Annotated in this window: 21 protein-coding genes and 1 pseudogene; 8 read left to right on the top strand and 14 right to left on the bottom strand. The window is 69.4% G+C overall.

The window, feature by feature from the left end:
- The first annotated feature begins 7 nt into the window (after positions 1 to 7).
- The 4 genes from ACX1DX_RS09100 (at position 8) to ACX1DX_RS09085 (ending at position 3,668) form a co-directional block, all read left to right on the top strand.
- Positions 8 to 901: a ribokinase gene (locus ACX1DX_RS09100; protein ID WP_459396340.1), complete on the top strand. Its 894-nt coding sequence runs from the start codon at positions 8 to 10 to the stop codon at positions 899 to 901.
- Between the two features lie 29 nt (positions 902 to 930).
- The gene (locus ACX1DX_RS09095; RefSeq protein WP_459396339.1) at positions 931 to 2,022 is read left to right on the top strand and encodes a hypothetical protein; all 1,092 of its coding nucleotides are present in this window, start codon (positions 931 to 933) and stop codon (positions 2,020 to 2,022) included.
- A 96-nt stretch (positions 2,023 to 2,118) separates the two neighbouring features.
- On the top strand, positions 2,119 to 2,739 hold the full coding sequence (locus ACX1DX_RS09090; RefSeq protein WP_459396338.1) for a hypothetical protein: 621 nt from the start codon (positions 2,119 to 2,121) through the stop codon (positions 2,737 to 2,739).
- 380 nt (positions 2,740 to 3,119) lie between these two features.
- Entirely contained in the window at positions 3,120 to 3,668 is a 549-nt protein-coding gene (locus ACX1DX_RS09085; protein ID WP_459396337.1) for a hypothetical protein, read from the top strand.
- An 816-nt stretch (positions 3,669 to 4,484) separates the two neighbouring features.
- Here the strand turns inward: ACX1DX_RS09085 and ACX1DX_RS09080 are convergent.
- From ACX1DX_RS09080 to nadA, 5 genes are all read right to left on the bottom strand, one after another.
- Entirely contained in the window at positions 4,485 to 5,147 is a 663-nt protein-coding gene (locus tag ACX1DX_RS09080) for an O-methyltransferase (RefSeq protein ID WP_459396336.1), read from the bottom strand.
- Between the two features lie 26 nt (positions 5,148 to 5,173).
- Positions 5,174 to 6,058, bottom strand: a complete 885-nt coding sequence (locus tag ACX1DX_RS09075; RefSeq protein WP_459396335.1) for a DUF4031 domain-containing protein — start codon at positions 6,056 to 6,058, stop codon at positions 5,174 to 5,176.
- Between the two features lie 81 nt (positions 6,059 to 6,139).
- Positions 6,140 to 7,024, bottom strand: coding sequence for a carboxylating nicotinate-nucleotide diphosphorylase (nadC, locus tag ACX1DX_RS09070; RefSeq protein WP_459396334.1), 885 nt, complete (start codon positions 7,022 to 7,024; stop codon positions 6,140 to 6,142).
- Positions 7,021 to 8,613: an L-aspartate oxidase gene (gene nadB / locus ACX1DX_RS09065; protein ID WP_459398201.1), complete on the bottom strand. Its 1,593-nt coding sequence runs from the start codon at positions 8,611 to 8,613 to the stop codon at positions 7,021 to 7,023. Before nadB ends, nadC begins: the two co-directional genes overlap by 4 nt.
- Complete coding sequence (gene nadA, locus ACX1DX_RS09060) at positions 8,613 to 9,632, bottom strand: quinolinate synthase NadA (protein ID WP_076064018.1); 1,020 nt, start codon at positions 9,630 to 9,632, stop codon at positions 8,613 to 8,615. The genes nadB and nadA overlap by 1 nt, the downstream gene beginning before the upstream one ends.
- A 65-nt stretch (positions 9,633 to 9,697) precedes the next feature.
- On the opposite strand from nadA, the gene ACX1DX_RS09055 reads away from it, so the two are divergent.
- Positions 9,698 to 10,411 (top strand): NUDIX hydrolase, encoded by a 714-nt coding sequence (locus tag ACX1DX_RS09055; protein ID WP_459396333.1) that lies wholly within the window; start codon positions 9,698 to 9,700, stop codon positions 10,409 to 10,411.
- 10 nt (positions 10,412 to 10,421) lie between these two features.
- On the opposite strand, the gene ACX1DX_RS09050 is transcribed toward ACX1DX_RS09055, so the two are convergent.
- From ACX1DX_RS09050 to ACX1DX_RS09035, 4 genes are read right to left on the bottom strand one after another with little or no spacing between them, the layout of a single operon-like run.
- The gene (locus tag ACX1DX_RS09050; protein ID WP_459396332.1) at positions 10,422 to 11,069 is read right to left on the bottom strand and encodes an alpha/beta hydrolase; all 648 of its coding nucleotides are present in this window, start codon (positions 11,067 to 11,069) and stop codon (positions 10,422 to 10,424) included.
- 27 nt (positions 11,070 to 11,096) lie between these two features.
- Complete coding sequence (locus ACX1DX_RS09045; RefSeq protein ID WP_459396331.1) at positions 11,097 to 11,651, bottom strand: dihydrofolate reductase family protein; 555 nt, start codon at positions 11,649 to 11,651, stop codon at positions 11,097 to 11,099.
- 3 nt (positions 11,652 to 11,654) lie between these two features.
- Positions 11,655 to 12,038 (bottom strand): DUF2218 domain-containing protein, encoded by a 384-nt coding sequence (locus ACX1DX_RS09040; protein ID WP_459396330.1) that lies wholly within the window; start codon positions 12,036 to 12,038, stop codon positions 11,655 to 11,657.
- 15 nt (positions 12,039 to 12,053) lie between these two features.
- Entirely contained in the window at positions 12,054 to 13,064 is a 1,011-nt protein-coding gene (locus tag ACX1DX_RS09035; RefSeq protein WP_459396329.1) for a LacI family DNA-binding transcriptional regulator, read from the bottom strand.
- A 158-nt stretch (positions 13,065 to 13,222) separates the two neighbouring features.
- On the opposite strand from ACX1DX_RS09035, the pseudogene ACX1DX_RS15100 reads away from it, so the two are divergent.
- Positions 13,223 to 13,537 (top strand): annotated as a pseudogene (locus tag ACX1DX_RS15100) (hypothetical protein); the annotation flags it as partial.
- On the opposite strand, the gene ACX1DX_RS09030 reads toward ACX1DX_RS15100, so the two are convergent.
- Together ACX1DX_RS09030 and lysS are read right to left on the bottom strand one after the other, a co-directional pair.
- A complete protein-coding gene (locus ACX1DX_RS09030; RefSeq protein WP_527252163.1) occupies positions 13,485 to 14,162 on the bottom strand; it encodes an EamA family transporter in 678 nt (225 codons plus the stop codon). The pseudogene ACX1DX_RS15100 and the gene ACX1DX_RS09030 sit on opposite strands and share 53 nt — an antisense overlap.
- A gap of 143 nt (positions 14,163 to 14,305) precedes the next feature.
- Positions 14,306 to 15,829, bottom strand: a complete 1,524-nt coding sequence (gene lysS, locus ACX1DX_RS09025) for a lysine--tRNA ligase (protein WP_459396327.1) — start codon at positions 15,827 to 15,829, stop codon at positions 14,306 to 14,308.
- A gap of 57 nt (positions 15,830 to 15,886) precedes the next feature.
- Here lysS and ACX1DX_RS09020 point away from each other — a divergent pair, with 57 nt between their 5' ends.
- Positions 15,887 to 16,399: a YbjQ family protein gene (locus tag ACX1DX_RS09020; protein WP_182764197.1), complete on the top strand. Its 513-nt coding sequence runs from the start codon at positions 15,887 to 15,889 to the stop codon at positions 16,397 to 16,399.
- 5 nt (positions 16,400 to 16,404) lie between these two features.
- Here ACX1DX_RS09020 and ACX1DX_RS09015 read toward each other — a convergent pair whose 3' ends face one another.
- Together ACX1DX_RS09015 and ACX1DX_RS09010 are read right to left on the bottom strand one after the other, a co-directional pair.
- Entirely contained in the window at positions 16,405 to 17,052 is a 648-nt protein-coding gene (locus ACX1DX_RS09015) for an HAD-IA family hydrolase (RefSeq protein WP_459396326.1), read from the bottom strand.
- Entirely contained in the window at positions 17,049 to 17,333 is a 285-nt protein-coding gene (locus ACX1DX_RS09010; RefSeq protein WP_076061306.1) for a cell division protein CrgA, read from the bottom strand. Before ACX1DX_RS09010 ends, ACX1DX_RS09015 begins: the two co-directional genes overlap by 4 nt.
- Before the next feature lie 128 nt (positions 17,334 to 17,461).
- Here ACX1DX_RS09010 and ACX1DX_RS09005 point away from each other — a divergent pair, with 128 nt between their 5' ends.
- On the top strand, positions 17,462 to 18,235 hold the full coding sequence (locus ACX1DX_RS09005; RefSeq protein WP_245244013.1) for a DUF881 domain-containing protein: 774 nt from the start codon (positions 17,462 to 17,464) through the stop codon (positions 18,233 to 18,235).
- 60 nt (positions 18,236 to 18,295) lie between these two features.
- Here ACX1DX_RS09005 and ACX1DX_RS09000 read toward each other — a convergent pair whose 3' ends face one another.
- The gene (locus tag ACX1DX_RS09000; protein WP_459396325.1) at positions 18,296 to 21,175 is read right to left on the bottom strand and encodes a GH32 C-terminal domain-containing protein; all 2,880 of its coding nucleotides are present in this window, start codon (positions 21,173 to 21,175) and stop codon (positions 18,296 to 18,298) included.
- Between the last annotated feature and the right edge of the window lie 107 nt (positions 21,176 to 21,282).

The following is a 21,282-nucleotide window of genomic DNA, read 5'->3' as shown; positions in this document are numbered from 1 at the left end:
TACGAACATGGCGGATGTGGTCGTGGTGGGGTCGGCGAACGTCGACCATGTCGTCGAGATCGACCACCGGCCCGACGGCGGGGAGACCATCCTCGGCTCAGACCTCGCGTTCACCCCGGGCGGCAAGGGCGCGAACCAGGCGGTCGCCGCAGCGCTGGTGGGCGGTCGGGTGGCGTTCCTCGGCTGCGTCGGCACGGACTCCACCGGCGACCTGCTGATCGGCTCGCTGGCAGGGGCCGGCGTCGAACTGGCTGGGATGTCGCGGGTGGAGGCGCCCACCGGGGTCGCCATCATCATGTTGACCCCGGACGGCGAGAACTCGATCATCGTGGCGCCCGGCGCCAACCGCTGGGTGACCCCGGAGTTTGTGGCCTCGCACGCGGACCTGCTGGCTGAGGCCACCGTCGTGGTGGCACAGCTGGAGATCCCGATGGAATCGGTGGTGGAGGCGGTGTGGCACGCGCCGAACGCGCGCCTGGTCCTGAACGCCGCGCCGGCCCGGGAGTTGCCCGCCGAGCTGCTCGCCGAATGTGACCCTTTGGTGGTCAACGAGTCCGAGGCCGCGTTCCTCCTGGGCGTGGAACCCGACGACGGGGCCCAGCTCGCCCGGGGCCTGCTGGCCCGGGGCGCCCGGTCTGCCGTGGTGACGATGGGCGGTGCGGGGGCGTTCGTGGCTGAGGGGTCGTCGGAGCCCGTGCACATCGCGGCCGCCGTGGTGGAGGCGGTGGACACCACCGGCGCCGGCGACGCATTCGTCGGTGCGTTGGCGGTGCGGTTGGCGGAGGGGTCAGGCTTGGCGGAGGCGGCGTCGTTCGCTGCGCAGGTGGCGGGTGTCGCCGTAACGCGACGGGGGGCTCAGGCGTCCTACCCCCGGCGTGACGAGGTGCCGCCAACCGCGTAGTTGTGGGACCCCGCCGGTAGGGTGCTGGCGTGTGGAAATCAGCGGTGGGCGGCGTCGGCGCATTCCTGACGGTCAAGACGGTGTTCATCGCTGCCCTGGCCGCTGTGGTGGGCGCCTTCCCGCTCGCCCAATTGACGGCCGGTGACGCGGGGTGGTACCTGAGGATCGCCGGGGAGGGGTACCCGGAGGCGGTCCCGGGTGGGTTCGCGTTCTTCCCGCTGTTGCCTGGGCTCACCAACATCGCGCTGGCCCTCGGGGTGCCGGGCGAGTTGGCGCTGTTGGCAGCAGCGTGGCTGGGCTCGGTGGTGGCGGTCATCGGGATCCAGCGGGTGGGCCATGAACTCGGCTCGGGCGCCGTCGGATTCTGGTTGGCGTTCTGCTGGGCCGTGGCGCCTCGGTCAGAGCTCCAGGCGATGGGTTTCGCCGAGGGCTGGGTGGCGGCTTTTGTGGCGTGGGGAATCTGGGCGATGCTGACCCGCCGATCCTTCCTCGCCGGGATCATGGGACTGCTCGCCGGACTGACCCACGTGTCAGGCCTGCCGTACCTGGCGACGCTGTGGCTGTGGTGGCTGGCGGGCGTGGGCGGCAGCCGGCGGGAACGTGGCTGGCGGTCCAAGGTGCGCCTCGACCGGCTGGGCGCCGCCCTCCTGGGCTCTTTGGGGCTCGGGTTGTACTGGCTGTACGTCGGTTACCGCATGGGTGCGGCGAGCGGCTTCCCGGAGATGTTCGCGGGCCGTAATGGCGGGCTAGGGTCGCCTCTGGACGGGCTGGTGCGGGTGTGGGGAGTGCTCACGGGTCAGGCCGACGGCGTGACGTGGGGCGGTGCCGGAACGGATGCGGTTGCTGTGGCCGTGGCAGTGGTGCTCGTGCTGGTGCTGATCTACATGAGGGAGCACTGGCTGGTGATCGTCCCGGCGGCGCTGGCAGTGGTACTCGCGCTGATGCAGGGGCGGGTCGAGGGGATGGGGGCGCTGCTGCTGCCGTGGTTCGCGCTGTGGTTGCCACTGGCGCGGTTGTTCGCCCGGGTGTCGCCGTGGGTGATGGTTCCCGTCGCGCTTGCGCTCACCGTCGGCTCTGCGATGTGGGGGATCGACGGGGCGATGTACCGCTGGTCGCCGTAAGTTATCCACAGCTTCGCTGATAGGGAGGGCAAGTGACCCCCGGCGTTGTTTAGATGGGGCTCGGATTGTGGATCGGAGTTCTTCATGAGGCTGTGTGTGGCCGCCGTTGCCGGCGCTGCGTTGCTGGTTGGGTGTACGGCCGGGGCGGTGGAGTCGCCGGAGCCTGAGGTCGAGCGGACGATGGTGTCCGCTTCGCCGTCGATGTCGCCGAGTGTGAGTGTGTCGCCGAGTGCCAGCCCGAGTCCGTCGCCGACGACGTTTGAGTCGTACCCGGGTGAACTGCCGACGGAGGATACGGAGTCGGCGGCCATCATTGCTGGCTGGCAGGAGTATCAGCGAGTCCTGGCCAAGTACCTCGCCGATCCAGAGGGTTACACGGACTTCTCGGAGACGCAATACGTCACGACGGGTGACCAGAGCAACCACATTCTCCGAGATGTCGAACTCCATAGGGAGAACAAAATCCGAAGTCTCGGCGGCATCGCGTTTGCCGGCCTCACGTTGGGGGATGTCACCGAAACACCTGGAGGCGCCCGACAAGCAGAGCTGAGCTATTGCTTGGACCGCAGTGGCATGAAGGTCGAAACCTATTCCGGGGATGAGTACCCGACGTCAGAACTGGCCCCTCGGTTCAGGGAGACGGCCGTGATGGAGGAGGGGGCCGACGGAGTGTGGCGCGTCTCCCTGATCCGAAACGATCAGGACGAGGAATGCTGATTCGACTCGTCGAGGTCTTAACGCTGCTGCTCCTGCTCCTGATGTCCGCCCTGGTACCGATCTCTGCTCACGCGGAGGAACCTGCTCCGGAGTGCGGGGCTGTCAACCATCTTGGCCTGTGCCTCTACGAAGTGGAGGGGGAGGGCGTCTCTTCCGGTAACGCTGGCCGCGAGGAAGGCGAAGCCGAAGCGCCCAAAGGAACCCGAGAGTGCACATGGGGCGGCAGGTCCGTCGAGTGCGTAACCCCGATGGGAACCTGGAGCGCTCTCGCCTCGGCGTGGTGCCGCAAGGCCGAACCGCAGCCCCCGCTATCGGATCCCGCGTGGGGTGGACGCACTGAAGGCGCCGTCTACGTTTGTACGCGTCCAGGCGGAGATCTCGTGCCCGATCCACGCATGGTGGCTACGCGGTGGTTGCCGGCGCCGCCGGAGGCGGTGCAGGTGGATCCGCGGGAGGTTGCGCTGCGCCTGTTGGCGCGGCTGGACCTCGAGGCCGTCGAACTGGGGATGTTCCCGCGCGGCGACAACGATGTGCGCCTGAGTTTTGTGGGATGGCAGAACTGGATGTGGGCCGAGTCGCCGTCGGAGAAGCAGTGGGGGCCGATCACCTCGTCGGATTCGGTCAGCGGTGTGACGGTGACCCTGCGGGCCGAGGTGGAGCGCGTCGACTGGGACATGGGCGACGGCACCACCGTGACATGCGGGAAGGGCACGCCGTGGTCGGCGGTTCGGACCCAGGGTGGAAAGAACGTGAAGTCGCCCGACTGCGGGCACATGTACGAGGAGATGGGGACCTACGAGGTGACGGCGACATCGCACTGGGCGGTCAGTTGGAGCGGCGCCGGCCGCTCGGGCATGTTGCCGTTCACGCTGTCGCGCAGTGCTGACTACCTCGTCGGGGAATACCAGGCCGTCAACACGAAACGCTGACCAGGTCTCGCGTCTCCGTGGCCCTCGGTTTGTCAGCCGGCGCGTGGGGCGGTGAATCAAGCGCTTTCAAGGTGACTTCAAGCCCATTTCGATTGTGTGTTGACATTGGTCTTCCGTTGGGCATAGCCTTCTCTCTGGATACGCAATTGAAAGGAGAGGTCCCATGTTGAAGTTCACTACCGCGCACCGCCTGCGCCGTGCCAACGGGGCTGCCTCCTTTGCGGGTTCCCAGAACGCCTGACGCGTTCACAACCCCTTCTGACACCCTCGTTTACTGAGGGTCTGCGGCGCGCCCGCGTCGTTGCGGGCCGTCAATACCCCCTTTGCTGATGATTATCGGCATGCCATTTTCCTGTGCATTCTCGCACCCAAAAGAGAAATGAAACCATCTGATGAACACGCTCCTAGCGGAACGAATACCCGTACTCAATGACCATCTACTCGAGCATTCTGAGCGTCGGCTGGGCCTAGCTGAACGCGTCGCGATGCGCATCGGCCTCTGGATGCTTCTCTGGAGCATCAGGTACGAGCGAAACGAGCGGCACCCTGACGAGCGACTCGTCAACCAGGAACACCTCGACCGTGAATCTCGCGAACAGCACTATGTATCACTCCTGGGCCTCAACCGCCCCTACTGAAGCCGACGGCACAGCTGTCGGAGAGCACCCGACCCCCGGGTGGACTGGAATCACACAGTTCGCCCGGGGCAACGGATGCTCAACCCACAATTCTCTATAGCCACCCGCGCTCAGCGTGAGAATCTGCACCGCGGATGGTGCTTGCTGGCCGGCGTACCGGGAGCGGTAGCGGCCCGGTTCAGGAGGCCGTGCGACGGAGTACCGCGAACCCGTCCCAGCCCTTGGTGCCCACGGTCTGAATGGCTGCCACGTCTAGCCTCGGGTCCGCGCCGGCAGTAGTCAGGGCAGCGCGGACGCCACGGGAGTCGTCGTCGTCCGGGTTGAGCACTTTGCCGCCCCGTGCGACGTTGTCGATCACGATCAGCGCGCCCGGGCGGGTGAGCGCAATCGAGCGCTCCAGATACGTGGGCAGCGACGCCTTGTCCGCGTCGATGAACACGAGATCGAACGGCTCGACCTGCAACTCGACCAATCTCTCCGACGAGCGCGCCGCAGGGCCGCACATGATGTCGACCCAGGCGCTGACCCCCGCTGCATCGAGGTTCCGACGGGCCACGTCGGCGTTGCTGCGCTCGAGTTCGAGGCTGACCACGCGGCCCGTGGGCCCCACGGCCCGCGCTAGCCAGATCGTCGAGTAGCCCGCCAGCGTGCCGAACTCCAGGACCCGCCTGGCGCCGGAGGCGGAGGCGAGGATATGGAGGAGGCGGCCCATGGACGGCGAGACCTCGATGCCTGGCCGCGTCACCTCGGTGGACGTGCGGGCGGCGATGAGGGCGTCGTCCTCGCCAGCGAGCGGTGCGAGGAGGGCATCGAAAGCCTCGGGCGTCGGGTTGTCGGCCATCCAGCGAGCGTAGTGCCCCTTCTGGCTCACGAAACGGGCGGGTTCTCGCTCAGGCTGCGGAGCTCGTCGGCGAGGTTGGCGCGGGCCGGGCTTTCCCAGAGGTCGCGGGCGAGTTCCGTGTGGAAGAGCGGGTCCTTGGCCAGGAGATGGCGCAGCACCTGGGAGCGTCCCTGGCGCCAGGCCTCATCGTCGACATGGGCGTAATCGAGGCGCACGTCGCGGACGTAGACGTGGTAGCGGCCGGGGATCTGGCCGAGGATGCTGAGGTCGGCGTCAGAGAGAGTCGCCTCGCGCTCGTCGCCGGGGGAGTGCGTCGCGGTCATGCGGATGAGCCGGCCGACTGCAGCGACGTCTGCCGCGCTGAGCAGGCCCGCGAGCGAATCCTCCGCCAGCTGGGCGGAGGCCTCCTCGTCCTGGCCGGGGACGCCGTCGTAGATCGCGTCGTGGAACCAGGCCGCGAGGATGACGACGGGGTCGGTGCAACCGAGGTCGCCGAGCGCCATCAGCACGTGGGCAAGATGGCGGACGTCGTGGTAGTGGCGGTCCGGTTGCTGCCACCGGGCGAGCAACTCATCGCGCAGGTCGTCCGGGAGACCGAGGTAGCTCCACGACCGGTGGGCGACGGCCAGGGCTTCCGCCCGCGTCGGCGACTTCTGGGGCTTGCGCACCCGCAGCCCGCTGGCGCTGAGTGCCCGGATGAGCTCCATCTCGCCGACGGGCTGAGCTCCCTGGGCGACGAGGTCGTCGTAGCCGGAAGCGGGGACGTCGTAGTGGTCGTGATCGAAGGCCCGCGGCGGGAGCCCCGCCGAGCGGGCGAAGGTGTGGAGCTCATCGAGGGAGGTGTCAGACACGAGGTGCGCGAAGACGGTGCCGTGCGCGGGCCAGCGCGGGGGATCGATCAGGACTGCCATCTACCTAGTCTGCCTCTCGGCGCCGTCTCTGGGACAGGATCGGCGCTGCCCACTGCGTGGGTCGGACCGCCGGCGAGCGGTCTACGCGGTGGCGGTGCGCAGGTCGAGGCCGAGATCCAGGACACGGGGCGAGTGGGTCAGCGCGCCGATGGAGATGTAGTCGACGCCCGTCGCTGCGACGGCGTGGGCCGACTCCAGGGTCAGGCCGCCGCTCGCCTCGGTCTTCACGCCGGCCGGTCGGCAGATCTCGACGGCGGCACGCATCGTGTCGGGGGCCATGTTGTCGAGGAGGACGAGTTCGGCGCCGACCTCCACTGCCTCGCGGACCTGCTCCAGCGTGTCGCACTCCACCTCGACGGAGATGTCGGGCGCGGCGTGCTTCACCGCACGGAACGCGGCCTCCACCGAGCCCGCAGCAGCGACATGGTTGTCCTTGATGAGAGCGGCATCGCCGAGCGCCATCCGGTGGTTCACGCCCCCGCCGTCAACGACGGCGGCCTTCTGCAGCGCCCGCAGGCCGGGGACGGTCTTGCGGGTGTCGCGGATCTTGGCGTCGGTGTCGGCGACGGCCTCGACCCAGCGGGAGGTGGCGGTGGCCACGCCGGACAACTGCCCCAGGAAGTTCAGGAGCGTGCGCTCGGCCGTGAGCAGGGTCTGCACCGGGCCGGAGATGCGCAGGACCACGTCGCCGGGGGCCACGTGGGTGCCGTCCGGCGCGACGACCTCGGCCGAGGCGCTGGAACCAACCCGGTCGGCCAGCGTCGTGAGCGCGACGAGGGCGGCGTCGATCCCCGAGATGACGCCCGTCTCGCGGCTGACGACCTCGGCGACACCCTGCGCTTCAGCGGGCACCGTCGTGAGGGTGGTCACGTCCGGCCCGTAGCGGAGGTCCTCGTCGAGGGCGATGTCGACGAGGCGCTGCAGTTCGGCCTGGGCCTCGGTGGTCGTCTCCTGCCGGGTGGTCATGCGGCGGTCCTTTCGACGGTGGTGAGGGGTTCGGCGCTGCAGTTGAGCGCGCCGTGGGTGAGGGTGACGAGGAGGCGGTGCGCCTCAGCCCGCCCGGGGAAGTCGGCGCGGCGGTGCGCGCCCCGGGACTCCTGGCGGGCGAGGGCTGCCGTCGCGATCGCCACGGCGACCGTATGGAGGTTGGTGGCGGTGAGGGAACGGTCGGTCAGGGTGTCGGTGGACGGGGCTGCCCCGAGGTCGCGGAGCAGTGCGGCCAGGCCGTCGGCGGTGCGGGCGACGAAGGCGTGGCGCTGCATGGCGGCGCGGAGCGCGGGCGTCGACGAGGGGTCGATGAGGCGCGGCTCGGTGCTGACGCCCACCCGCTCAGTCGCCACTCCGCGGTGCGAGGTGGGCCCGACCGGAGCGGCGGCCAGCCGCCGGCCCAGGCGGTCGCCCATGACCAGGGCCTCAGTCAGCGAGTTGGACGCCAGGCGATTCGCGCCGTGCAGGCCGGTGGCGGCGACCTCCCCGACGGCGAAGAACCCCGGCACGCTGGTCTCGCCGTCGAGCGTGGCCGCGACGCCGCCACACGAGTAGTGCGCGGCGGGATGCACGGGGATGGGCTCGGTCACGGGGTCGACGCCCCGTTCCCGGCAGAGCGCCAGGATGCCCGGGAAGTGCGCCTCCCACGTGGCGGCCCCGAAGTGGGTGGCGTCGAGGAACGCGTGGGCCTGGCCGGTGGCGGTGAGGTGCGCGACGATCGCCGCGGAGACCACGTCGCGGGGAGCCAGGTCCTGAAGGGGATGGACACCAGCCATGATGCGGCGGCCCGACGAGTCCACCAGGAATGCGCCCTCGCCCCGAACGGCCTCGCTGATCAGCACCCCGCGGGCGGTGGCCGCCTCGTCCGCGAGGACGGTGGGATGGAACTGGACGAACTCGATGTCGCGCACGGCCGCGCCGGCGCGCAGGGCCGCGGCCACGCCATCGCCCGTGGCCACAGTCGGGTTGGAGGTGACGGGCCACAGTTGGCCGATGCCGCCGGTGGCGAGCACGACGGCGTCGGCGCGAATGTCGAAGGGCTCATCACCGAGCGCGCGGATGCCGACGGCGCGGCCGTCCTCTGTCAGGATGTCGACGAGCCGGGTGTCCTCCAGGATGCGGACGGAACTGCCCTCCAGCGCGCGCGACAGCACCGCCCAGAGCGCGCGTTCGATCTCGGCGCCGGTGGCGTCGCCGTCGGCGTGGATGATGCGCCGGTGGGAGTGGCCGCCCTCGAGGTGCAGGTCCAGTTCCCCATCCGGCGTGCGGTCGAACTTCGCGCCCAGCTCGATGAGCCGCGTGATGGAGCCGGGGGCGGAGGTGACCAGGTCACGGACGACGGTCTCGTCGCAGAGGCCGACCCCGGCGGTGAGGGTGTCGGCGATGTGGGCCTCGAAGGAGTCGCCCGCGTTCCAGACCGCCGCGAGGCCGCCCTGGGCCCAGCCGGTGGCCGAATCGGTGACACCCGCCCGCGTGACGGTGATGGTGTCGACGCCCGCCGCGGCGAGGTGGAGCAGCGTGGACAGGCCGGCGGCGCCGGTGCCCACCACCACGACCCGCGCGCGCATCACTCGCCCGAGCCGGGGTTGCCGATCGCGATCATGCGCTCCACCGCCTGGCGGGCCTTGAGCGCGATCTCGGGCGCCACGTCGACCTCGTACGCCGCCGTGGTGGCCGGGTCGCCGAGACAGGCCTCGAGCTTCTCCGGCGTGATCAACTTCATGTACGGGCACGACGCCTGGGCGTTCACGGGGCGGAAATCCGTCGTCGGGTTGGCCTTGCGGAGCTGGTGCAGCATGCCGATCTCCGTGGCCACGAGCACCTGGCTACGCGTTTCGTTGCGCGCCATGTCGAGCATGCCGCCCGTCGACAACACATGGGTGCGGCCCTCCGGCAGTTCGCCGGATTCCGCCAGCCACAGGGCCGAGGTGGTGCAGCCGCATTCCGGATGCACGTAGAGGCCCGCGTCGGGATTGCTGCGGACGGCGTCGATGAGGTTCGACGGAGAGATGTCGGCGTGCACGTGGCACTCGCCGAGCCACACCTGGATGTTCTTCCGGCCGGTGGCGCGGCGCACGTGGGCGCCCAGGAACTGATCCGGGAGGAACAGGATCTCGCGGTCCTCCGGGATGCTGCGCACGACCTCGACCGCGTTGGAGGACGTGCAACAGATGTCGGTGAGCGCCTTCACCTCCGCCGTCGTGTTGACGTAGGAGATGACGGCGGCGTCAGGGTGTTCGGCCTTCCAGGCGCGGAGCTGGCCGGCGTTGATGGTGTCGGCCAGCGAGCAGCCGGCGTTCTGGTCCGGGATCAGGACGCGCTTGGCGGGGGAGAGGATCTTCGCGGTCTCGGCCATGAAGTGCACGCCGGCGAACACGATGGTCTCGGCATCGACGGTGGCGGCCAGCCGGCTGAGGGCGAGGGAGTCGCCAACGTGGTGCGCCACGTCCTGGATGATGCCGGACTGGTAGTTGTGCGCCAGGATCACCGCGTCGCGCTCGACGGCCAACGCGTGGACGCGCTCCCGCCACTCCGCGACTTCGTCTGCGGTCCACTGCTCCCAGGTGCGGTTCAGGGTGAGCGTCATGGCGGGTGTCCCTCCGTGGGTTTTCGTCTCTCAGGCGGAAACTTGCGTCACTGTAGCATGCGGCCATGACCAGCAGCCAAATCCGCGACTCCGCCGGGGTAGCCCTCTACCGCCACGAGGCAATCGGCGCGGTGCTGCAGGTGCGCGGCGGAGGCCCCGACGCGAGGCTGTGCGTGCTGACGGCGATCCGGGGCTCGGCGCCTTTCGCCGGCGCGCCCGCGCTGCCGTCGGGGCCGGTGGAGCCGGGCGAGACCCTGGAGGCATCGGTGCTGCGGCACCTGGCGGCGAAGGTCGATATCGCCGGGTTGGCGCACCTGGAGCAGTTGGGCACCAGTTCCGATCCCTCGCGGGACCCGGCGCAGCGCACCATCGGGACGAGCTACCTCGGGCTGGTGGCTGCGGGCGCCGAGCCGGAGCTACCGGAGAACGCCGCCTGGGTGGACGTCGACGGCGTGGGGGAGATGGCCTTCGACCACCGGTTCGTCGTGGCGCACGCCGTGCGTCGGCTGAGGGCCAAGTTGTCGTACACGAATATCGGTTTCGCGCTGATGCCGGAGGAGTTCACGATCGCAGAGCTGCGCTCCGTGTACGTGGCGGCGCTGGGTCACGACGTCGCGCCCACGAACCTGCAGCGGGTGCTGACGCGGCGTGGGCAACTGGAATCGACGGGCGAGCTGACCGTCTCAGGCGCGAAGGGCGGCCGGCCCGCGCGGGTGTTCCGCTTCGTTGACAGGGAACTGGTGGTGACCGACCCGTTCGCGGTGTTGCGGCCGGAGTGAGGGTGGACGCTCAGCAGGCCGAATCGCGCCAGGCCTCGATGAAGGTGGCCATGTCGCCCAACTCCTCCTGCGCGATCCCGTGGCCGAGGCCAGGGTACAGGTGCACGGTGGGGGTGGAGTGTTCCGGCAGCCACTGCGCGGTGTGGTCGATGAGCTCCTCTGCGAAGACCGTGTCGAGCGAGCCCCGGCCCCAGAAGACCGGCGGGCGCAGTTCGCCCAACCGGGCGTCGCCGTCGGAGCCGAACGGCGACACCACGCCGCTCAGGGCGAGCACCGCGTCGAACCGCTCCGGGCCCTGACGCAGCGCCTCCAGCGCGACGGAGGCGCCCTGCGAGAAGCCGAGCAGGGCCACCGACGGTGCGGTGCCGGCCTCCGCGTCGATCCAGCGCCGGACCGCGGCGGCGGCGTCGGCGATGACCTCGTGGGTGTTGCCCAGCGTGCCCATCGGGAACCAGGCGCGCCCGGGCATGGGCGCCGGCGGGGCGCCGGGAGCGGCCAGCGAGGCCACCGCGATGCCGCCGGGGAGGTAGGGAACCAGGCTGAACAGGTCCTCCTCGTTGGAGCCGAAGCCGTGCAGGAGCACCAGCAGCGGAAGACCCGCCCGCTGCTCCGTGGACCACAGCGTGAGGGCGGGATCGATCATCAGCTGGTCGGTCATGGATTCCATCCTGTCAGGCGGGGAAAGTCAGCGAACGACGTCGTAGAGGAGGCGGGCGAACTGGCCGTGCGCCTGCGCCGAGACCAGCCGGAGGCGGTCCGACTCCAGGCGCCGCGGTAGGAGCGGCGCGCCGCCGGTGAGGGCGACGGGGGCGACCGACAGCGCGATCTGGTCCAGCAGCCCGGCGTCGAGGAACTGGCCGGCCAGGTCACCGCCGCCGACCACCCAGATGTCGCCGTCGCCGGCCGCCTCACGCATGGCCCCGATGTGGTCGGTCACCGCACCGGAAACGAAGCGGACGTCCGCGCCCTCTGGCCGGGGCAGGCGGCGCGTGGTGAAGACGAAGGCGGGCCGCGACCCGTGGAAGTCCTGCCACTTCTCTGGGTGGTGCAGGATGTCGTCATGGTCGAGCAACCACTGGTACGTGGTGGAACCTTCCACCAGGACGGTGGCTCCGTCCGGGAACAGGCCCTCGTCGGGGTGGTCGCCGCCGTCGACCGCAAAGAGCCAGTCCAGCGAATTGTGCTCGTCGGCGATCCAGCCGTTGATGCTGGTGGCGGTGTCGAAGAGGATCCTGCCCATGGCTCAGCCCGCGTGCATGGGTTCCGGATCCGAGAAGCGCTGCTCCGTGCCGGGCGTGCCGTCGTCGCGCACCCAGGCGACGGCGAGCTCGTCCTTGGTGCCGAAGCGCACGAGGTGGCGGCCCACGACCTGCTCCAGCCGCTCGATGGCCTCCGCGTCGGGGCCGAAGACCTGCAGGACGAGGGTGTCGGTCTCCGCGGTGAGTTCGGCGCGGCCCAGGTCACCCAGTTGCACCCAGCCGGATTCGGTCTCCGCGGACCACTCGCCGCCTGCGCGGCGCCCCAGGTGGCCGACCAGTTGCTTCCCGTACCGGGCCGGGCGCTCCGTCGTGACGGACGCGACGCTGCTCATGCCTGCGGGTGCCGAGTTAGGTTCACCTAAGTTCATGCTCCCAGGCTAGCGTCAGACCGAAGCTCGTTCCACGAGTTCCATGTCGAGGACGACGCTGCGGGCCTTCTTGCCGTCGATCATCTCCATGGCCAACTGGGTGGCCAGCCTGCCCTGCAGGTTCATGGGCTGCCTGATGGTGGTCAGCGGTGGAGCGGTGGAAGCGGCCAGGCTGTGGTCGTCGAAGCCGATCACCGACACGTCGCCGGGGACGGACCGGCCGGCCAGGGAGAGCGCCCGGAGCGCGCCGGCGGCGATGCGGTCTGAGGCGGCGAGCACGCCGTCGATGGCAGGGTCGCGCTCTAGGAGCGTGCGCATGCTGTCGAAGCCGGAGGCCTCGTCCCAGCCTGTCCATACCGCGAGTTCCGGGTCGAAGACCCCGCTCATCGCGGCCCGGTATCCCAGCAGGCGGTCCACTGCCGCGGGGTTGTCCTGCGGGCCGTTGATGACGGCGACTCGACGGCGGCCACGGGCCATCATCCGGTCCCCGGCGAGCTGGGCGCCGGCCACGTCATCCGCGTAGACGCTCGCGAAGACCCCCAGGTAGGGGTGGCCCTCCACCTGGCCGCAGAGCACGACGGGGAGCGTGCCCTCCCGCAGCGCCTCGAGCATGTCGCCGCCGACATACGGCGAGATGGAGATCACGGCGTCCACCGCGCGGCGTTCGAAGTGGCGCAGGGCGCGCTTGTGCTCCGCGTCGGACCAGGCCTGCAGTAGCACCGGCATGGTGGAAGTCTCGGCCAGGCCTTCGGTGATCCCGCGCAGCACGGTGAGGAACGGCGGGTCGCTGAAGAACTCGTCGAGGGGCTCAGTGACAAGGATCGCGATGGTTTCCGAGCGGCCGACGGCTAGGGCCCGGCCCATCTTGTTCATCACGAATCCGGTCTCGCGCACCGCTTCGCGCACCCGCTCCTTGGTGGCCGGCGTGACCTGGGCGGAGTCGTTGAGGGCGCGTGAGGCCGTGGCCCGCGACACTCCGGCCACCCGGGCGACGTCGCCGATGGTGGCGCGTTTGATCGAGTCCAACTCCGGCCCCCTCCTGTCCTTCGGTGCAGCCTATTCTCGCACCAGTCTGGCCGACGGCGCGCCAAGAAAAGAAACCGGTTTCATTTAGGGCCCCCCGGGTGGCGCTCGCGTGGTGGTTGTGTATATTGTCTAAATGAAACCGGTTACATCGCAGGAGAATGCCGGCTCTCGAGCAAAGGAGATCGAGTCCAATGACCGACCCACGTGACTGGGAGAACCCCTCCCTCACGGGGCGCAACAGGCTCCGGGCCCGCGCCTACTTCTTCGGCTACGCCACCGAAGAGGACGCCGCCACCCGAGACCGCACCCGTTCGCGCGGCTTCGTCAGCATGTCTGGCGACTGGCAGTTCCGGTTGTTCGACAACCCGCTGCGGATCCCCGCTGCCTTCACGTCCGCCCACCAGCCCGGGTGGGACACCGTCACCGTGCCCCACCTGTGGCAGCTCGACGGCTACGGCCACCTCCAGTACACCGATGAGGGCTACCCGTTCCCATCGAGCAGCCCCACACCGTCGCGTCGGCCGGGATCCGGTACGCACCGGGCAGCCCGAGGAACGTGCAGGTCACGGCGATGCCGATGAGCTGCACGACCGTGAGGGAGATGGCGTCCATGCTGCGGGACCAGCGGTCCAGCATCACGATGTGGAGCGCGTACGGGGTGGCCCCGACGAGCGTGAGGGACTCGCCGACGCCGCCGGAGCCCACGCCGGACAGGCTGAGGATCGCCAGCCCCACCACCGCGATGCCGACGGCGACCCAGGTGATGCGGGTGAGCCGCGCCTTGAAGGCGATCCACAGGATGATGGGCGTCAGGACCACGTAGGTGCCGGTGATGAAGCCGGAGACGGACGCGTCGGTGTGTTGCAGGCCGACGGTCTGCACGATCTGCGCGAGCCCGTACAGCCCACCCAGCGCCAGGCCGATCTGCCATTGCTGGGCCGTCAGCCCGCGGAGTCGCCGCCAGAACACGACGGCGGGGATGACTGCGCCGATGGAGAACCGGGCCGCCAGGAAATCGATGGGATCGATCCTGTCGACGGCGTCCTTGATGATGAAGAACGTCGAGCCCCAGATCGCGGTGACGACGAGGATGGCCACAGTGGCCAGCGACGCCCTGCTCCCTCGTGTGCCCACGGTTGTTCCTCCTCGAATGAAACCGGTTACATGCTAGGCGACGACGTGAGCCGATGCAACCGGTTTCATTTTCGGCGTGCTCCGGCGGGGCCGGGTTTCGGGAGGGCTTAGCGCTCGGAGGAGGGACGCAGCAGCGGGTACAGGATGGTCTCGCGGATCCCGACGCCGGTCAGCATCATGATCAGGCGGTCCACGCCCAGGCCGAGGCCGCCCATCGGCGGGACGCCGTACTCGAGCGCCTCGATGAAGTCCTGGTCGTACTCCATGGCTTCATGGTCGCCCGCGGCGGCCAGCTTCGACTGCGTCATCAGCACATCGCGCTGGATGACCGGGTCCACCAGCTCGGTGTAACCGGTGCCCAGTTCGACGCCGCCGATGATCAGGTCCCAGGCTTCGACCTTGCCCGCGTCGCTGCGGTGTCGGCGGGCCAACGGTTGGGCGATCGAGGGGTAGTCGTAGACGAAGGTGGGCTGCAGCAGGCCGGGTTCGACGAGTTCGCCGAACAGCTCCATCACCATCTTGTCCGCGGCCCACGCCTTGTCGTACTCGACCTCATGAGCGTCGGCGAACCTGTGCAGCACCTCGGCCGGGGTCTCAACAGTGATCTCCTCGCCCAGCCGCTCGGAGAGCGCGGGGAAGACCGACAGCCAGCTCCACTCGCCGTCGAGGTCGATGACGCCCTTCGGCGTCTCGAACTGCCGCGAGCCGACGGCGTCTGCCGAGGCCAGGATGATGTCTTGGATGAGTAGTGCGATGGTGCCTTGGTCCCCCCAGGCCTGGTACGCCTCGAGCATGGTGAACTCCGCTGAGTGCGTTGAGTCGATGCCCTCGTTGCGGAACACACGGCCGATCTCGAACACCCTGTCCGCACCGCCAACCATGGTCCGCTTCAGGTGGAGTTCCAGCGCGATGCGCATGGTCATGCGGATGTCGAACGCGTTGATGTGGGTCTCGAAGGGACGCGCCGCGGCGCCGCCGTGAATGAGCTGCAGGATGGGGGTCTCGACCTCCATGTAGCCCTGCCCGTACAGCGTCTCCCGGATGGCCCGCGTGATGGCCGAGCGCTTGCGCACCATCTCACGCGCATCGTCGCGGACGATGAGGTCCACGTAGCGACGGCGGACCCGCGACTCCTCGGACAGGTCCTTGTGCATGACGGGCAACGGGCGCAGCGCTTTGGCGGCCATCCGCCACTCGCTGACCATGATCGACAACTCGCCGCGCTTCGAGACGATGACGCGGCCGGTGACCCAGACGAAGTCGCCGAGGTCTGCGGTGTGCTTCCACTCCGCGAGCGCCTCTTCGCCCACCTCCGCCAGCGACAGCATGATCTGGAGCCGCTCGCCGTTCTCCTCCGGCGTGAAGCCGTCCTGCAGCGTGGCGAACGCCAGCTTGCCGGTGTTGCGGATGAACACGACGCGGCCGCCGGTGGTCACGACGTCCTGGGTCTCCTCGCCGGCCTCCATGTGGCCCCACTGGGCGCGGATGTCACGCAGGGTGTGGCTTCGGGTCAGATCTGCGGGGTAGGCCTCGATCCCCTGTTCCAGCAGGCGGGCGCGCTTCTCCTTGCGGACGACGGTTTGCTCGGAGTCGGTGGGCTGCACGTCAGGGGTCTCAGTCACGCGCGTCATCCTACCGTCGCGGGTGCGGGACGCCACTTTCGCCGGGGCCGCAGCTAGGCTGGCGGAATGAGCCAGCCCCCGCAAGGCCACGGACAGCCGCAGATGCCTGCTCCGCTCCCATCAGGCGAGCCCACCCGCGCCCTACCCCGCGTCGTGCCCGGCCCCCGTCCCCGCCCGGTGAGCCCGCAGCCTGTCGTGCCCGCCTCCGGAAGCGCGGTGCCGGTGCCGCCGGAGCCGATTTCGCCGGTGGCGCAGCGGGACACAGACCCGCGGCGGCCGCGTTTCGTCACCTATGACCTGCCGCTGTCCACCACGGATTCGCTACCGGGGCGGGAGATCGCGGCGAGCCTCGGGATTGTCATCGGCATCGCCACCCGCCCGCGGGACCTGGCGCACAACCCTGAGATGGCCTTCATCAACACCTCCGCGCGGCAGGATGCCATCGGCGCCCTGGTGCAACAGGCGCAGGAGGCCGGGGCGGACGCGGTGGTGGGAGTGCATTTCGACGGCGGCAAGATCAGCGACACCGTGAGCGAGTTGGCGGCCTACGGCACCGCGGTGCGGCTGCGTCAGGAGTAAAGGGGTCAGGCCCACACGACGGCGACACCGTCGGCCCGGGCCTCGAAGGCCACCTGCGACAGGTTTGTCACGTGCCAGTGGGCGCCGAGTTCGTCCTCCGTGTGGTGCGTCAGCACGCCCAGCACGGAGCAACCGGCTCCACGGCCACCCACCACGCCGGCGGGAGCGTCCTCCACCACGAGGCAACGCTCAGCGGGGAACCCCAGGCGCCGGGCGGCGAGCTCGAACGACTCCGGCGCCGGCTTGCCCAACACCACCTCGTCACGCGTCACCACCACCGACGGACGGGGCAGCGCGGTGGCGACCATGCGGGAATCAAGCAACGGCGCCGAACAGGACGTGGCGATAGCTGCCCGCTCGGCCGGCACTGACTGCAGCGCCTCAAGGGCGCCGGGCAGGGCGATCACATCAGCGACGTCCTCGATCTCCAGTTCCTCGATGCGGGCGTGCGCCTCGTCGAATCTGTCGGCGGGGAGGAGGGCGCGCACCATGACGTCGCTGGGGAGGCCGGTGAACTGGCTGTGGTGACGGGGTTCCACGCCGAACTCCGTGGCCCACGTGGAGGCGGCGCGCACGATGGCCGCGGTGGAATCTGCGAGGGTGCCGTCGAAATCGAAGATGACGGCGTCGAAGACGCCGAGGGTGCGGGTCACTTCCAGAGCGTCATGCCGGAGAAGCCGACGACGATCAGGATGAGCCCGATGGCGACGTTCCAGTCACCGATGGAGCGCATGAAGCCGATGTCCTGGCCCGCGAGGTTGTAGACAACCATCCACGCGACGCCCAGGAGCCCGATGGGGATGAACACGCCCGGTACCCAGTTGCGCCCGCCTGGGGCGAGACGCGCGGTTTCGGCGCGCTGCTCAGCGAGTTCAGACAGGCGCTTGCGCTTCTGCTTGTCAGCAGCCTGCTTGCGAACCTTGGATTCCGCCACGATGTCTCCTTCTACGATCTCGCCTAGCCTAATTGACGCCGGCGACAATGCCCACATCTGCGCGCTCATGATGGACGACGGCGGGCTCGGGCCCTCGTCGATGCCCCCGCGCCACGTACTCTGGGCGCATGAAACTGTGGCCGGTGCTGAGGGAGCGGGTCTCCGCCGTGCGCACCGTCATGGCGCGCAACCAGCTGCGCTCCCGGTCGCCGCGGGGCCGCACCACCACCATCCTGGTGTGTGTCATCGCCGGTCTGATGATGACGGTGGCTGCCATCGCTGCGCGCGGCACGGACCTGCGCAGCGACCGCACCGCCGACATGCGTGACCTGATCATCAGCCAGAGCCGGCGCAACGAGGAGCTGCGCACGCAGGTCGACGCGCTCCAGGCAGAGGTGAACGAGCTCACCAGCCGGCAGGGCTCGGGTGACTTCACCTCGGAACTGGTCTTCGCGGAGCGCGAGGCGAGCATGGTGGCGGTCACGGGTCCGGGTATCCGGGTGACGCTCACGGACGCACCCGCCGACGTGCGGCCCCCCGGAGTGGACGACGATGCGCTCGTGGTGCATCAGCAGGACATCCAGGCTGTGGTCAACGCGCTCTGGGCCGGTGGCGCCGAGGCGATGACCATCCAGGGACAGCGGGTGATCGCGACCACTGGCATCAAGTGTGTGGGCAACACCGTCGTGCTCCACGGCATCCCCTATGCCCCGCCGTATGTGATCGAGGCCATCGGCGACCGCACCCAGATGCAGGCCGCGCTCGACGAGTCTCCCGCGGTGTCGGTGTACCGGCAGTACGTGGAGGCCTACCGGCTGGGCTACTCGGTGGAGGGCGTGGGAACGCTGGAACTGCCGGCGTTCAGTGGGTCCACGGGCGTGCGGTTCGCCCGCCCGAACTGATGGCACAGCGAACGGCGCGGGCCGCGGCCACCGCCACGGCCCGCGCCGACTCGCAGAAGGTCAGCTGCACGCCGGCATGCTCACTGACGTCCAGCTGGCGGTCTGGCTGGGCTTCGCCGTCGCCGCCACAGACAGGGAGCCGGCGGCCAGTGACGGCTGCCCCGCCAGCGTGACCCTGGTCGTCTGACCGGCTGCCAACGTCACGTTCCGGACCCCGGAGACCGACGAGAGCCGCACTGCCTGCCGCTCGTCCGTCGGGTTCGACACCTCGACGACGACACCGGATTCGCAGTTCGCCGACACCACCGAGGCGTCCATCGGCTGTGCCCCGGTGTGGACGCTGGGGGTGAGGGGAGTGGCGACCACGGAGACGAATCGTGCCGTGCCACCCTCGCTCACCAGCGACAGGCCGAGCGATCCGGGATCAGGGAAGACCTGGCTGGTGATCGTCCGGAGGCCACCCTCGGCGAACGCCTCGACCGATGCCCGGTCGACGTAGACCGTGAACGTCACGGTGCCGTCCGGGTTGACCAACGGTGCCGAGTCGACGGCGGCGAACTGCGAGTGGAAGCCCGTCGCGCCGGAGCGGGTCCGGTCCACCACCAGCCGGTTGGTCTTCGCGTCGATGCCCACCAGCGTGCCTTCGCCGCTGTCGGTCCCGAAGGCGGTGTCGGTGCGTACGGCGACCCCCGCGAACGAGGCGTCCCGCGGCTCGACGGTCACGTCGAGCTTGAACGCATCCGACGCCCACGGCAGCGCGACGACCGAATCGTCCACCGCCACGTTCGTGCGCCGCAGCCGTTCAGAAGGCACCTCGAGCGAGGACGCTTCGCGCACCGGCACCTGGCGCAGCGCGTAGGAACCGTCGACGAGCTCGAGCGTGACCTCGCGCGGCAGCGTGTTGGCGCTGCGCCACGGGGCCGTGGGGATGGCGTTGGCGTAGCGCCAGTCGTTCACCCATCCGATCATGATGCGGCGTCCGTCCTGGACGTTGGCGAAGGAGATGGCCGCGTAGTGGTCCGGGCCCCAGTCCAGCCAGTCGTAGGTCTCGACGCGGCGGGGCTGCGGGGCGTCCGCGGCCACGATGTCGTCGACCAGGATGTGGCCCCACCCGAACCGGTTGTTGTCCACGATGAGGAGCTGGGCCTCCTGGCCGGCGAACTCGGCGACGTCCCACGCCACCCAGTCGAGCAGCTCCGAATCGCGCCCGGTCGCGGTGCGCACGACCTCGCCGTCGACCACGAGGTTGACGGTGGTCTCGGAGGAACGGGGTACGGCCGGCTCGTCGCCGATGACCACGTGATCGAGCGTCAGGTGGCCCCAGCCGCCGCCGACCTCGTCGACGATGCGCAACGCGGCGTCGCGGCCGCGGAACTCCGCGATGTCCCAGCTGGTCCACTGCAGCGCGCCGGCGTCCTGGCCTCCCGCGGTGCGCACCACCTCGCCGTCGACGATGAGCTGTACGGCCAGGCCCGGCCGCTCGCGACCGCCGCCGACCAGGAAGGAGAGGTGGTCGTCGTCGATCGGGAACGACGGCGAGGTCAGGGTGCCGGTGTTGTCGTCGCCCTTGGGGCCACCCTCCCACGTGTTGATGCGGGCGTCGCCCAGGTAGTAGTCACCGCCGGCGTAGGCCGGGCTGTCGGTGGCCGCGAGGTCGCCGGTGCCCACCCAGCCCAGGTCGGCCAGGCTGCCGCCGTCGCGCAGGCCTTCGAAGCCGTTCCAGAGCGCTGTGCCGGCAGGGGGCTCATTGCCGAGCTGGCCACCGTCGACGCGCGGGTGGTTGCCGCCGCCCACCAACAGGTTGAGCCAGGGTTCCTCGACCCTGAACGGCGCTGAGGTCATCGTGCCGACCGGCCAGTCCCAGCCGACGAAGCTGTTGACCAGCCGGTCGCCGCGGTGCCCGTTGATGGCCTGCTGGTCCCGCCAGGCGCCGGGCTGGGGGCCGTCGCCGAAGGGGCCGTTGAACTCGTTGCCCGGGTCGTTGGCGACGGTCCACCCGGAATCCGCCCACGTCCCGAACTCGAAGTCCTCGACGACGGTGCCGGGCACCACCTCGTCACCCGAGACGACGTTCTGGGCGGTGTAGGTCACGCCGTCGAAGTCGCCGACGAAGTACTGGGCACCTGAGCCGCCCGCGGGGGATCCGGGGTTGAGGTTGACCACCATGACCCATTTGGTCTCGTCGGTGCCGTCGACCGTCAGCGGGAACAGGTCTGGCACCTCCCAGATGCCGCCGGTGGCATTGGCCGGGCCGAAGGTGGAGAGGTAGGTCCACTCGAGCAGGTCGTCGGAGCGGTAGAGCACCACCTGGTGGTCGAGCGCCTCGACGGCGACCATCACCCAGTACGACTCGCCGGTCTCCGGCGATGTGTAGCGGCTCACCTTCGGGTCGCGGAAGTTCTGCGAGCCCCGGTCCAGCACGGGGTTGCCCGCATACTTCTCCCAGGTGTAGCCGCCGTCGAGCGAGAAGGCCACCGATTGTGCCTGGATGCCCGCCAGCGTGGGATGTGCGCCGGTGTAGGCGCTGGTGTAGTGCGCCACCAGCGGCGGGTTGTCGGTGGTGCCGAGGCCGCTGGTGTTCTCCGTGTCGACCACGATGGAGCCGGAGAAGATGTCCTCGACCGACTGCCCCTCGCCGTTGAACGTCTGGGCGATGGCCAGCGGCTGCTCGCTCCAGTGCAGGAGGTCCGGGCTGGTGGCGTGGCCCCACGACATGTTGCCCCACGTGTCCGCGGAGGGGTTGTGCTGGTAGTAGAGGTGCCAGACGCCGTCGTGGTGGACGAGCCCGTTCGGGTCGTTCATCCAGTTGCGTTCCGGCGTGTAGTGGTAGGCCGGGCGGTAGGGCTCCTGCCCGGCCGTGTCGTCGGCTGCAGCAGGGAGTCCGACGGCGGCGCCGAGCGCCACCGTGAGGGCGATTCCTGCCCTGGTCAGTCGTTCCATTGGTTGTTTCCCTTCTGGTGACAACGTTGTCATGGCAGAGGCTAACAAAGGGTGGGGTCACCTTGATCGTTAGTTCGCCGTTCATGAGATTTGACGGCAAAATGACT

This window comes from Tessaracoccus zhenghani, from assembly GCF_054552775.1.
Note: the sequence above shows the minus strand (reverse complement) of the source record. Positions and strands in the feature narration are given on the sequence as shown.